A 12,563-nucleotide genomic window follows, 5' to 3' on the forward strand; every position below is an offset into this window, starting at 1 on the left:
TCGAGCGACGCGCACGATGACGAGCACCGACGAGCGTGCGACGGCGAGCACCGACGCGCGCGCACGCATCCGCACCCCCGACCAGCGCCTGCGGGTGTTCGTCTCGTCGACGCTGCGCGAGCTCGAAGCGGAGCGGACGGCCGTCCGCGGCGCGATCGAGCGACTGCGTCTCGCGCCGGTCATGTTCGAGCTCGGCGCGCGGCCGCACCCACCGCGCGACCTCTACCGCGCGTACCTCGAGCAGAGCGACGTGTTCGTCGGCATCTACGGCGAGCGCTACGGCTGGGTCGCGCCCGGCGAGGAGATCTCGGGGCTCGAGGACGAGTACCGGCTCGCGCCGCCGGGCATGCCGAGGCTCATCTACCTGCGCGAGGGCGCGGAGGGCCGCAATGTCGTGCGCGAGCCGCGGCTCGACGCGCTCATCGCGCGGATCCAGGCCGACGACACCGCCTCCTACAAGGGGTTCCGCTCGGTCGAGGAGCTCGCCGAGCTCGTGGAGGCCGACCTCGCGACCCTGCTGGCCGAGCGCTTCGACGCGGCCGGCGCTGCCGTGCCCGACGCCGCGTCGCCCGACCTGCTGGCCGCGCGCATCCCCTCGCCGTACACGCGGCTGATCGGCCGGCAGCGCGAGGTCGCCGACGTGCTCGCGCTGCTCCAAGATCCCGGCACGCGCCTCGTGACGCTGCTCGGACCCGGCGGCATCGGCAAGAGCCGCCTCGCGATCGCCGTCGCGCAGGCCGCGGCGGGCGCCTTCCCGGGCGGGACCGCGTTCGTCACCCTGGAGAACGTGCTCGAGCCGGCGCTGCTGCTGCCGACGATCGGCGCGGCCGTCGGCGTGCGCGACACCGGCGAGCTGCCGCTCGAGGAGCGGCTCGCGATCGCCCTCGCGGGCCGCCGCATGCTCTTCGTGCTCGACAACTTCGAGCAGCTGCTCGCCGCCGCGCCGATCCTCGTGCGACTCTTCACGATCGCACCGGATGCGTCGTTCCTGGTCACGAGCAGGTCGGTGCTGCGAGTGCGAGGCGAGCGGGTCGTCGAGGTGCCGCCGCTCGCGACCCACGACGCGGCGTCGCCCGACTCGGTGTCGCGGGCGAGGGCGACCGCCGCGGTCGAGCTGCTCGTGGAGCGTGCGCGGGCGGTCAAGCCCGACTTCGAGGTGACGGATGCCAACCTGGGCGCGATCGTCGGCATCTGCCGGGTGCTCGAGGGCATCCCGCTCGCGATCGAGCTGGCCGCGGCCCGCATGCGGGTGCTGACGCCCGCCGCGATCCTGCAGCGGCTCGACCGCCAGCTGCCGCTGCTCGTCGACGCCTCCCGCGACCTGCCGCCGCGGCAGCGGACGCTGCGCTCGACGATCGAGTGGTCGACGACCCTGCTCCAGGAGCCCGAGCGGCGCGCGCTGCGCGAACTCTCGGTCTTCTCGCCCGGCTTCACGATCGAGTCGATCGAGGCGTTCGCCGAGGAGCGCGCCTGGACGGTCGACGTGTTCGCCGCACTCGAGACGCTCGTCGACAGCTCGCTGCTGCAGCAGTCGGAGGTGGGCGGGGAGCCGCTGTTCTCGATGCTCGCGACCGTGCGTGAGCACGGCGTCGAGCGGCTGCGCGAGGACGGCGAGGAGCAGGCAGCACGGGATGCGCACGCCGCGGTCTACCTCGACCTCGCCAAGCGGGAGGGCCGCGGGCTCGGCTTCAGCCAGCAGGTGAACGCGGTCGCGCGCCTCAACCTCGAGCGCGGCAACCTGCGCACTGCGGTGCGGCACCTGACGAACGAGGGCGACGTCGAGACGGCCGCCGATATGGCGTGGCGGCTCTTCCTCTACTGGTGGGTGGGCGAGTACATCATGGAGGTCGCGCTGTGGATGGACGAGGTGCTCGCCCAGCCGCCCGAGTCGCTCTCGCCGCGCGCGCTCGCCATCGCGACGTTCTACGTCTCCTGGCGCGACATGTGGCTCGCGCCCTCCCACGACATCCCCGAGGCGCTCCTGCGAGCGTCGGCTGCCTTCGCCGATGCGGGCGACCAGCTCGGCGCGACGATGGCCGCCGCCACCGCCGGGCTCGCCGAGATCAACACGGCCGATCCCGACATCCCGCGCGCCTCCGCGTGGCTGCACGAGGGGGCTCGGCGCTTCCGCGAGCTGGGCGCCGGTTGGGGCGAGGCGCTCGCGCTCGTGGCACTCGGTCGCATCTCGGTGCTCACCGGCGACCTTGAGGCGGCGACCTCGCAGTTCCGCCGGGCGACGGATGCCGCGGTCGGCAGCGGCGACCGGTTCACGGCGACCGTGGCGACGCACCACCTCGGCCGGGCCCGCGTGCTCTCCGGTGACCTCGAGGAGGCGGAGCGGCTGATGCGCGGCGCCGTCGAGGGCTCGGTCGGGCTGCGCCACGAGGAGGGGATCGCCTACGGCATCGAGGGCCTCTCCGCGGTCGCCGCCGCCCGCGGCGAGGTCGAGCGAGCGGGCGTGCTCGCGGGAGCTGCGGCCGCGATCCGAGCCCGCACCGCCGTCTTCGACGCGCCGGCGTTCGTCTTCCACACCCGCTACCTCGACGAGCTCGCCGAGCGCGGCGACGCCGAGCTGCTGCGGGCCGCGGAGGCGCGCGGCCGCGAGCTGGGCTCCTTCGAGGCCGCCCGAGTGGCGCTCTCGGGCGGCCCGCCCGGTGGCTCGGCTACCGTGGCCGGACCGAGCGAGGGGGCAGCATGAGCGACACCAGCCGACAGCCAGGCGCCACCGGCACCGCCGCGACGAGCTGGCACGGGCGCGAGGGCGACCCGATCGTCGTGCTCGCCCACGACTGGAACGGTCGCCTCCCCTGGATCGAGGGATTCGCCGGGAGGCTCGCCGCCGAGGGCTACCGCGTGGCGGTGCCCGACTTCTTCGACGGGCGCACCGCCACCGTCGGCAGGGATGCCGCCGTGCTGCTGCGCCGACGCCTCGCCGACATGCCCGGTGCGCTGCACCTCGTGAGCGAGGCGATCGGCGAGGCTCGCGCGCTCGGCAGCCACCGCGCGGCGGTCGTCGGCTTCTCGATGGGCGCGTCGATCGCGCTCGCCTACGCCACCCAGGGATCGCTCGACGCGGTCGTCGCCTACTACGGCACGGCGCGCGGACCGGTCGCCCCGCGCGTGCCGGTGCTGTTCCAGCTCGCCGAGACCGACGACTGGTCGGGGCGCGAGTCGCCGGAGGAGCTGCAGGCACGCATGGCGGCCGAGGGCTTCGACGGCATCGAGGTGCTGCACTACGACGGCGCGGTGCACGGCTTCCAGAACGAGCAGATCCCGCAGAAGTTCGACGCGGATGCGTCGGCGGAGGCCTGGCAGACGACGCTCGCGTTCCTGCGCGAGCACCTCCGCGCCGACGGCTGACGCTCGCTCTTCTCGCTGGTCGAGCAGCTGCCGGCGCAGCCGGCCGCTCCCCCGCTGGTCGAGCAGCTGCCGGCGCAGCCGGCCGCTCCCCCGCTGGTCGAGCAGCTGCCGGCGCAGCCGGCCGCGTATCGAGACCCGCCTCCCCCCTACTCCCCGAGCGGCGCCGCCACCGGAGGCGCCGCGAACGTCGTGCGCAGCAGCCGCTCGAGCGCCGGCACGCCCTCCGCGAGCGCCGCTCGCTGCCGCGCGGCGCCGTTGCCCTCCTCGCGGATCCGCTGCACGAGCGCCTCGACCCGGTCGCGGTCTCCCGAGGCGTCCAGCGCCGGGCGGACCGAATCCATCATGCGCTCGATCACGTGCCGGGCCGGTGCGATGGATGCGGTGACCGGGTCGACGAGCACGTCGTCGAGACCGTGCCGCGCGGCGTGCCACACGGCCGCATCCAGGTGCTCGGCGTGGGCGGCCGCCTTCGCGTGGGGCAGCTCGCCCGCGGCGGCGGCCTCGACGAGCGCGCGGGTGAGCAGCGCCGCGCCGACGGTCTCGTCGGCGCTCAGCTGCGCGTCGAACACGCGCAGCTCGATGGTCGGGTATCGCTCGGCGAGCCGCATCATCCAGAAGATCGACGCCGTGTCGAGCGTCGCGCCGAGGCCGACGAGCGCCCGCACCCGGCGCTCGTAGTCGGCGCCGTCGGCGAACTCGGGCGGCACGGACGCCGTCGTGAACCGGCGCCCCACGATCGTCCGCCAGCTCGCGAAGCCGGTGTCGACGCCGCCGAAGCACGGCGAGTTCGCGGTGAGCGCCAGCAGCGGCGCGAGCCATGGCCGCAGCGCGCGCATCACCTCGACCCCCTCGTCGCGCGACGCGACCGCGACGTGCACGTGCAGCCCCTGGATGCGGTGGTCGGGATGGATCGCGCCCAGCACTTGCGCGAAGCGCGTGTACCGCTCCCCCGCGGCGGTGGCCGACCGGCCCGCGCCGAACGCGGTGCCGGCGCTCCCGGCCAGCAGCCCTCGCCGCGCCACCGCGCCGGCTACCGCGCGCCGGAACTCGCGCACCACCCGGTCGGCCGCATCCGCATCGGCCAGCACGGGCGACGAGAACTCCACCTGCGCGCGCAGGTACTCGTGCGTGATCCAGTGCACGTCGGCGTCGGAGTGCTCGAGCTCGGCGATCACCTCGTCGGCGACGTCGACGGGCGCGAGCGTGCCCGGCTCGAGCAGGATGACCTCCTCCTCGATGCCGAACGTGCGGTGCGCGCGCCGCGCCGGCTGCTGCAGGGTCATGCCCGGATTGTCCCCCCGCAGGCTGGATCCCGCCAGGGTGAGCGGCCCTGCCGACTCTCAGCCGCGGGGGCTGGCGGAAGCCCAGGTGGATCGTGGAAAGTGAGCACATGCGCGCGATCTGGAAGGGCTCGATCACATTCGGGCTCGTCAATGTGCCCGTGAAGCTGTACTCGGCCACCGAGGAGCACGACCTGCAGCTGCATCAGGTGCACGACGCAGACGGCGGTCGCATCCGGTACGAGCGCAAGTGCGAGGTGTGCGGCAAGAAGGTCGAGTACGCGCACATCGACAAGGCCTACGACGACGGCGAGCAGACCGTCGTGCTGACCGGCGAGGACCTCGAGGCGCTGCCCGCCGAGCGCAGCCGCGAGATCGAGGTGCTCGAGTTCGTGCCCAACGAGCAGATCGATCCGATCCTGTTCGAGCGCAGCTACTACCTCGAGCCCGACTCGAAGAGCCCGAAGGCCTACGTGCTGCTGCGCCGCGTGCTCGAGGAGACCGAGCGCACCGCGGTCGTGCGCATCTCGCTGCGGCAGCGCACCCGGCTCGCCACCATGCGCGTGCGCGACGACGTGCTGCTCGTGCAGACGATCCGCTGGTCCGACGAGGTGCGGGCCGCCGACTTCTCGTCGCTCGACGACGACGTCTCGGTCGGCAAGCGCGAGATGGATCTCGCGCGCTCGATCGTGCGCGACCTCGAGGCCGACTTCGAGCCGGAGCAGTACGTCGACGAGTACCAGGAGCAGCTGCGCACGCTCGTGGAGGCGAAGCTCGAGCAGGGCGACGCCCTCGACACCGCGGCGACCTTCGGCGAGACCGATGACGACGAGGGCGCCGAGGTCATCGACCTGCTCGAGGCGCTGCAGCGCTCGGTCGAGAAGCGCAAGGGGTCGGATGCGTCCGGTGAGACCGAGGAGTCGTCGAAGAGCACGGCGTCGAAGAGCACCGCGTCGAAGTCGAGGACGGCCGCGGCGGACGAGGAGTCGACCGCGACCCGGTCGAGGGCGGCGAACAAGCCAGCGGCGAAGTCGGCCGCCGCGAAGTCGACGACGGCGAAGAAGCCCGCCGCGAAGTCGTCGCCCGCGAAGTCGACGGCGACGAAGACGGCTGCCGCGAAGAAGCCCGCCGCCAAGTCGACCGCGCAGAGCAAGACGACGCCGAGCAAGGCGACGGCGAGCAAGCGGAAGTCCGCCTGAGGTGGCGGCCGCCGATCGCATCGTCGTCGGCGGGCGGAGCCTGCGCTTCTCGAACCCCGACAAGGTGCTCTACCCGTCGACCGGGACGACGAAGCGCGACGTGCTCGAGTACGTGCTGCGCGCATCCGAGCCCCTCATCGCCCACGCGGGCGGTCGCCCGGTCACCCGCAAGCGCTGGGTCGAGGGCGTCGGCACGGAGCAGAAGCCCGGCCAGGTGTTCTTCCAGAAGACGCTCGAGCGCGGGGCGCCCGACTGGATCGAGACGGTCGAGCTGCAGCACTCGACCGGGCCGAAGCAGTACCCGGTGCTGTCGGAGCCCGCTGCGCTCGCCTGGATGACGCAGATGGGCGCCCTCGAGCTGCACGTGCCGCAGTGGCGGATGCTCGACGGCGAGCGGCAGAACCCCGACCGGCTCGTGCTCGACCTCGACCCGGGCGAAGGCGCCGACCTCGACGACTGCGCGCGCGTGGCGCTGTCGGTGCGCGAGCTGCTCGAGGACATCGGCCTGCACCCCGTGCCGCTCACGAGCGGATCGAAGGGCATCCACATGTACGCCCGGCTCGACGGCACCGTCACGAGCGAGCAGGCGAGCGAGGTCGCGCACACGCTGGCCCGCTCGCTCGAGGCGATGCATCCCGATCTCATCGTCAGCGACATGAAGAAGGCGCTGCGCACCAACAAGGTGCTGCTCGACTGGAGCCAGAACTCCGGCTCGAAGACGACCATCGCGCCATACTCGCTGCGCGGCCGGCTGCGGCCCACCGTCGCGGCACCGCGCACGTGGGAGGAGGTCGAGGCGGGCGGGCTGCAGCAGCTCGAGTTCACCGAGGTGCTCGAGCGGCTCGAGCGCGACGGCGACCTGATCGTCTCGCTCGATCCGCCCCCGGACCGGCTCGCGAAGTACCGCGGCATGCGCTCGGCGCACCGCACGCCTGAGCCGGTGCCGGCTGAGCCGCCCACGCCGACCGACGGCCGCTCGTTCGTCATCCAGAAGCACCAGGCGAGCCGGCTGCACTACGACTTCCGGCTCGAGCAGGATGGCGTGCTCGTGTCGTGGGCGGTGCCCAAGGGGCTGCCGTCGACCCCGAAGCAGAACCGGCTCGGCGTGCAGACCGAGGACCACCCGCTCGAGTACGGCTCGTTCGAGGGCACCATCCCGAAGGGCGAGTACGGCGCCGGCGTCGTGAAGATCTGGGATGCCGGCACGTACGAGCTCGAGAAGTGGCGGGACGACGAGGTGATCGCGACCCTCCACGGCCGGCCCGACGGCGGGCTCGGCGGCGACCCGTACCGGTTCGCGCTCATCCGCACCGATGCCGACAAGCGCCAGTGGCTCGTGCATCGCATGAAGGAGCAGGATGCCGCGCGCGATGCGCGACTCAAGGGCTACGCGCCGTCGAAAGCCGAGATGGCGCGGGAGGCGCAGGGCGAGACGGAGGCGGAGGATGCGCCCGCTCCCCGGCGCAAGCTGGGGCGCAAGCTCGCCTCACCGCGAGCCGCGACGCCGCGCGCGAAGGGCGACCGACCGACCGACCTGCGGCCGATGCTCGCGTCGCTCGGCGACCCATCCGCCATCGACGACGAGCGCGAGTGGTCGTTCGAGGTCAAGTGGGACGGTTGGCGGGTGCTCGTCGAGCGCGTCGGCACGGCGGTGCACCTGCTGAGCCGCAACGGGCGCGACCTCTCGGATGCGTTCCCGGAGCTCGTCGAAGCGGTGCCGTCGGCCTTCGCGGCCGACGCGGTGCTCGACGGCGAGATCGTCATGCTCAAGCGCGGCGCGGCCGACTTCGAGGCGCTGCAGGACCGGGGCGGGCTGAGCGGGCGGCAGGCCGCGCGAGCCGCGAAGGCCACGCCCGCCACGCTCGTGCTCTTCGACCTGCTCGAGCTCGACGGCGAGCGGCTGAACGACGAGCGGCTCGACGACCGACAGTCGCGGCTCGACGAGCTCGTGCACGAGAGCGCGCGGGTGAAGATCTCGAAGCCGCTGCGCGGGTCGCTCGAGCGCATCCTCGAGGTGACCGCAGAGCGCGGCATCGAGGGCGTGATGGCGAAGCGGCACAACAGCCGCTACCGCCCGGGCAAGCGCAGCGACGACTGGCGGAAGCTCAAGCACCAGCAGATGCAGGAGGTCGTCGTGGTGGGCTGGCTCGAGGGCAACGGCTCGCTCGCCGGCACGGTCGGCTCGCTCGTGCTCGCGCTGCCCGGCGACGACGGGCGGCTCCGCTACGCCGGCCGGGTGGGCTCGGGGTTCTCGGGAGCGGAGCGCGACCGGCTGCGCGACCAGCTGCGGCCGCGGCGGACGGCGCCGGCGATCGAGGGCCTGCCGACCGACGTCGCGCGCAAGGTGCACTGGGTGCGCGCGGCCGTCGGCGAGGTCGAGCACACCGAGCGGACGACGTCGGGCGCGCTGCGGCACCCGGTGTGGCGCGGCCTGCGCCACGACAAGACGGTCGCCGACCTGAACGCCGCCTGACCCCCGGCTGCCGCCCCTCCCGCTGGTCGAGTAGCTGCCGGCTCCTCCTTCCGCTGGTCGAGTAGCTGCCGGCGCAGCCGGCCTCCCCGCTGGTCGAGTAGCAGCCGGCGGAGCCGGCCGCGTATCGAGACCACCACGGCCCGGCGGGATGTCGTCTCGATACGCGGCGCCTGCGGCGCTGCTACTCGACGAGCGGGAAGAACGGCCCCAGCGGCCGGCCTTCCTGCGCTGGTCGAGTAGCTGCCGGCTCCTCCTTCCGCTGGTCGAGTAGCTGCCGGCGCAGCCGGCCGCGTATCGAGACCGCCTCGACCCGGCGGGATGTCGTCTCGATACGCGGCGCCTGCGGCGCTGCTACTCGACGAGCGGGAAGGACGGCGCCCTCGGCGCTGCTACTCGACGAGCGGGCGTCGCTCGCTGGCAGACTCGCCCTCATGACCTCCGACCTCCTCGACATCGCATCGCTCCTCAGCGACGAGGAGCGCGCCGTGCAATCGCGCGTGCGCGCGCTCGTGGACCGCGACATCCGCCCACACATCGCCGACTGGTTCGAGCGCGCCGTCTTCCCGCGCGAGCTCGTGCCGGCGCTCGCGGCGGAGGGCCTGCTCGGCATGCACCTGACCGGCTACGGCTGCGCCGGCAGGTCGGCCGTGGAGTACGGCATCGCGATGCAGGAGCTCGAGGCCGGCGACAGCGGCATCCGCACCTTCGTGAGCGTGCAGGGGTCGCTCGCGATGTCGGCGATCGCGAAGCACGGCTCCGACGAGCAGCGCGCCGCGTGGCTGCCGCGCATGGCCGCGGGCGAGGCGATCGGCTGCTTCGCCCTGACCGAGCCGGATGCGGGCAGCGACCCGGGCGCGATGCGCGCGACGGCGCGACGCGATGGCGGCGACTGGATCATCGACGGTGCGAAGCGGTGGATCGGTCTGGCCTCGATCGCCGACGTCGCGGTCGTCTGGGCCCAGACCGACGAGGGCGTGCGCGGCTTCCTCGTCGACACCTCCTCGCCCGGTTTCACCGCGACGCCGATCGCGCCGAAGCTGTCGATGCGCGCGTCGATCCAGTGCGACATCGCGCTCGACGGCGTGCGCGTGCCCGAGTCGACGCGGCTGCCGGATGCGCGGGGGCTGCGCGCGCCGTTCGAGTGCCTGAACGAGGCGCGCTTCGGCATCGCGTGGGGCGCGCTCGGCGCCGCTCGCGACGCGCTCGAGACGACCCTCGCGTACGTCGGCGACCGCGAGGTGTTCGGCAGGCCGCTCGCCGGCATGCAGCTGACGCAGGCTCGGCTCGCCGAGATGGTGCTCGCGCTGCAGCAGGCGCAGCTGCTCGCCCTGCACCTCGGGCGGCGCAAGGACGCCGGGCTGCTGCGGCCGCACGAGATCTCGATGGGCAAGCTCGCCTCGTGCCGCGCCGCGATCGAGATCTGCCGCGAGGCGCGAGCGCTGCTCGGCGGCAACGGCATCACACTCGACCTCTCCCCCATGCGCCACGCGGCGAACCTCGAGAGCGTGCGCACGTACGAGGGCACCGACGAGGTGCACATGCTCGTGATCGGCCAGGCACTCACGGGGCTAGCCGCCTTCCGGGGCTGACTTCCGCCGACCCTGGCCGCGATACTCGGGGCATGGGAGTCAAGCAGCGCTTGAGGCGCATCGGCGCGGACGTTCACACCGCCCTCTTCCGTCGCTTCCCGCTCGCCCGGCGTTCCGCCGGATTGCCCGTGCTGCTGCTCACCGTCGCCGGTCGAAGCAGCGGCAAGCGGTTCACGACGCCCATCGCGTACGTCGAGCACGACGGCGGGATCGCCGTCGTCGGCACCTTCGTCGGCGGCCAGGAGCCGCAATGGTTCCGCAACCTCCGCGCAGCGGGAACGGCGTCGGTCGACCTCGGCAAGGAGACGCGGACCGTCGATGTGCGCATCGCCGACGAGGCCGAGGGTGCCGCGGTGTGGGAGCGCTTCCTCGACGGCGTGACGATACGCGTCTCGGCCCGTCAGAAGGCCGGGCGCCGATCGGTCGCGGTGCTCACGCCGGTGCAGCCTCCGGGCTGAGCGGCGTCAGCGCACGTTCCGCACGTGGTACGTCAGGGCAGCCAGAGGACCGAACCGATGAGGTCCTCGACGGGCACGGCGCCGAAGTCGCGGGAGTCGATGGAGGCCGCCCGGTTGTCGCCGAGCACGAAGACCCGGCCGGCGGGAACCTCCATGAGGCCGAAGAACGTGCCGTCGACGTGGCGCGGCTCGACCCATGGCTCGTGCACCGCGGCACCGTCCACGTGCAGCACGCCGTCGCGGATGGCCACGGTCTGGCCGGCCACCGCGACGAGGCGCTTGAGCATGCTGTGCCCGTCGTCGGGGCTGCGGAACACCACCAGCCCGCCGACGTCGGATGCGTCGGGGGGCGACTGCCACCGCGCGACCAGCAGCGTGCTGCCCTGCATGACCGTCGGCTCCATGCTGTCGGAGGCGACGGTGATCGGCTCCACGACCCAGAGGCGCATGCCGACCACGACGACGGCGCCCAGCAGCAGCGCCGCGGCGACCCGGACGAGCGCCGAACCGGTCAGCTTCCGTCGTCCCATGAGGCCGGAGCCGCCGTGATCGGGTCGTTCACGTCGACCGCGCCGTCAGGCAGCCCGACGCTGAACTGCACCATCATGTCGTGGTCCTCGTGCGGCAGGTTGTGGCAGTGCAGCATGTACTTGCCGCGATGGGGGCCGAACTTCACCAGCACCCGCACCGTCTCGTCCTCGCCCACATAGACGGTGTCCTTCGGGCCGAGCTCGTAGGGGAAGGGCGCCCTGCCGTTCCGGCTCAGGATCTGGAAGTCGACCAGGTGCATGTGGATGGGATGGAACCAGCCGCCCGAGCTGTTCTCGAACTCCCAGATCTCCGTCGCGTTGAGGCCGGGGTTCGCGACCACCTTGCGGAAGCCGCTCGCGACGACGGCCGCCCACGTGCCGTCGTCGCCGATCGTCCAGACGTTCGTCCGATCGTTCCGCTTGACTCGGAACCTGCGGGTCCTGGTGGACTGCGCCGGGGTCAGCGACATGACCTCGCTGCCCGTCAGCACCGTCGGGATGGTGTTCCAGGTCGGATCCCCGGTGTTCACCGGGGTGTCGACGACGTCGAACGCCATGATCTTGTTCGTGTGGTCGTAGTCACGGTTGTTCTCGTTCGACAGGTTGCGCAGCACGATGCGCTGACCTGGCGCGTACTTGCGGAAGTCGATGAGCACCTCGTAGCGCTCCGCGCCGGCATGCCGGTAGTTCGAGACGCTGCGCGCGGTCGGCATGAGGCCGCCGTCCGTCGCCACGACGGTGATCGGGTCGCCCGTGCTGAGCGCCGGCCGCAGGGAGCGCGAGATGCAGGCGTTGAGGATGCGAAAGCGGTAGACGCGCTTCTGCACCTTCATCACCGGCCACGGCTTGCCGTTGACCAGCATCACGTCGCCCCACAGCCCGGAGTGGTCCTCGTCGTCGTAGGCGAGGGCGCCGTTCGATGCGAACATGGCGTCGCTGATGGTGAGGCCGACGTCGAACTCGCCCTGCGGCAGCAGCTGCCGCTCCAGCGGGTCGTGGATGTGGTACTGCCCGGCGAGCCCCGCATAGACGTTCAGCGCCGTGTTGTGGACGCCGTGGTCGTGGTACCAGAGCGTCCTCGCGGGCTGGGCGTTGGGGTACTGGTAGTACTTCTTGAACCCCTGGTTCGTCACGTCGCTGGCATAGCCGTCGAACTGCGGGAGCGACGCAGAGCCGTGCAGGTGCGTCGAGATCGACAGCAGGTGATCGTCGATCGGGTGCCTCGCGGGAAGCTGGTTCCGGACCCGCAGGACAGCCTTCGTGCCCCGGTCGAGGCTGATCGTCGGGCCGGGGAAGATGCCGTTGTACGACAGGATCGGCGTCATGAGCCGCGGCAGGATGGCCGCGCTCGCCGCCATCGCCGTCACGGAGTAGGAGTGCACGGGGCTGCCGTCCACCGGGTCTCGCCCCGTCGCATACGGCTGCAGCACGGGCGCCTGCGTGAAGGCCGACTGGAACGGCCGAGGCATGTTCCGATCGCTCAAGCGGCTCGCCGACCTCGCGTCGACGCTGCTGAGCGGCACGGTCATGGCGGCCGCCGCGCCGAGCACGCCGACTCCGCCGAGCAGCAGGAAGTCTCGTCGCGAAACGGTCATGGACGCCTCCTCATACCGGGATCGACCCGAGCGTGACGACCCGTCCTTGCAAAAACCCTGCGGTGCGACGAAGCGCCGG

The 12,563-nt window shown here is 72.5% G+C and carries 9 protein-coding genes; 6 read left to right on the forward strand and 3 right to left on the reverse strand.

Features of this window, described 5'->3' with window-relative positions; genetic code table 11:
• The first annotated feature begins 16 nt into the window (after positions 1-16).
• A complete protein-coding gene (locus ACLQ21_RS04150; RefSeq protein WP_425661770.1) occupies positions 17-2,698 on the forward strand; it encodes a DUF4062 domain-containing protein in 2,682 nt (893 codons plus the stop codon).
• Complete coding sequence (locus ACLQ21_RS04155; protein ID WP_425661771.1) at positions 2,695-3,360, forward strand: dienelactone hydrolase family protein; 666 nt, start codon at positions 2,695-2,697, stop codon at positions 3,358-3,360. Before ACLQ21_RS04150 ends, ACLQ21_RS04155 begins: the two co-directional genes overlap by 4 nt.
• Positions 3,361-3,506: 146 nt before the next feature.
• Here ACLQ21_RS04155 and ACLQ21_RS04160 read toward each other — a convergent pair whose 3' ends face one another.
• Entirely contained in the window at positions 3,507-4,643 is a 1,137-nt protein-coding gene (locus tag ACLQ21_RS04160; RefSeq protein ID WP_425661773.1) for a carboxylate-amine ligase, read from the reverse strand.
• 107 nt (positions 4,644-4,750) lie between these two features.
• On the opposite strand from ACLQ21_RS04160, the gene ACLQ21_RS04165 reads away from it, so the two are divergent.
• From ACLQ21_RS04165 to ACLQ21_RS04180, 4 genes are all read left to right on the forward strand, one after another.
• Positions 4,751-5,839 carry a Ku protein gene (locus ACLQ21_RS04165; protein ID WP_425661774.1) on the forward strand — a complete coding sequence of 363 codons (1,089 nt, stop codon included), beginning with the start codon at positions 4,751-4,753 and terminating at the stop codon, positions 5,837-5,839.
• Position 5,840: 1 nt separating this feature from the next.
• On the forward strand, positions 5,841-8,312 hold the full coding sequence (locus ACLQ21_RS04170; protein ID WP_425661776.1) for an ATP-dependent DNA ligase: 2,472 nt from the start codon (positions 5,841-5,843) through the stop codon (positions 8,310-8,312).
• A 431-nt stretch (positions 8,313-8,743) separates the two neighbouring features.
• Positions 8,744-9,901, forward strand: coding sequence for an acyl-CoA dehydrogenase family protein (locus ACLQ21_RS04175; RefSeq protein ID WP_425661778.1), 1,158 nt, complete (start codon positions 8,744-8,746; stop codon positions 9,899-9,901).
• A 32-nt stretch (positions 9,902-9,933) separates the two neighbouring features.
• Complete coding sequence (locus ACLQ21_RS04180; RefSeq protein ID WP_425661780.1) at positions 9,934-10,359, forward strand: nitroreductase family deazaflavin-dependent oxidoreductase; 426 nt, start codon at positions 9,934-9,936, stop codon at positions 10,357-10,359.
• A 32-nt stretch (positions 10,360-10,391) separates the two neighbouring features.
• On the opposite strand, the gene lepB is transcribed toward ACLQ21_RS04180, so the two are convergent.
• Both lepB and ACLQ21_RS04190 read right to left on the reverse strand, forming a co-directional pair.
• Positions 10,392-10,889 (reverse strand): signal peptidase I, encoded by a 498-nt coding sequence (gene lepB, locus ACLQ21_RS04185; RefSeq protein WP_425661782.1) that lies wholly within the window; start codon positions 10,887-10,889, stop codon positions 10,392-10,394.
• Positions 10,871-12,484: a multicopper oxidase family protein gene (locus ACLQ21_RS04190; RefSeq protein ID WP_425661784.1), complete on the reverse strand. Its 1,614-nt coding sequence runs from the start codon at positions 12,482-12,484 to the stop codon at positions 10,871-10,873. Before ACLQ21_RS04190 ends, lepB begins: the two co-directional genes overlap by 19 nt.
• Between the last annotated feature and the right edge of the window lie 79 nt (positions 12,485-12,563).

It is taken from the genome of Agrococcus sp. DT81.2 (assembly GCF_049844935.1).
Lineage (GTDB): Bacteria > Actinomycetota > Actinomycetes > Actinomycetales > Microbacteriaceae > Agrococcus.

What these genes read in the sequence shown, in the direction of transcription:
- ACLQ21_RS04175 (WP_425661778.1), top strand. Translation starts at nt 8,744, where the DNA reads ATGACCTCCGACCTCCTCGACATCGCATCGCTCCTCAGCGACGAGGAG.
- ACLQ21_RS04165 (WP_425661774.1), top strand. Translation starts at nt 4,751, where the DNA reads ATGCGCGCGATCTGGAAGGGCTCGATCACATTCGGGCTCGTCAATGTG.
- ACLQ21_RS04155 (WP_425661771.1), top strand. Translation starts at nt 2,695, where the DNA reads ATGAGCGACACCAGCCGACAGCCAGGCGCCACCGGCACCGCCGCGACG.
- ACLQ21_RS04160 (WP_425661773.1), bottom strand. Translation starts at nt 4,643, where the DNA reads ATGACCCTGCAGCAGCCGGCGCGGCGCGCGCACCGCACGTTCGGCATC.
- ACLQ21_RS04150 (WP_425661770.1), top strand. Translation starts at nt 17, where the DNA reads ATGACGAGCACCGACGAGCGTGCGACGGCGAGCACCGACGCGCGCGCA.
- ACLQ21_RS04190 (WP_425661784.1), bottom strand. Translation starts at nt 12,484, where the DNA reads ATGACCGTTTCGCGACGAGACTTCCTGCTGCTCGGCGGAGTCGGCGTG.
- lepB (WP_425661782.1), bottom strand. Translation starts at nt 10,889, where the DNA reads ATGGGACGACGGAAGCTGACCGGTTCGGCGCTCGTCCGGGTCGCCGCG.
- ACLQ21_RS04180 (WP_425661780.1), top strand. Translation starts at nt 9,934, where the DNA reads ATGGGAGTCAAGCAGCGCTTGAGGCGCATCGGCGCGGACGTTCACACC.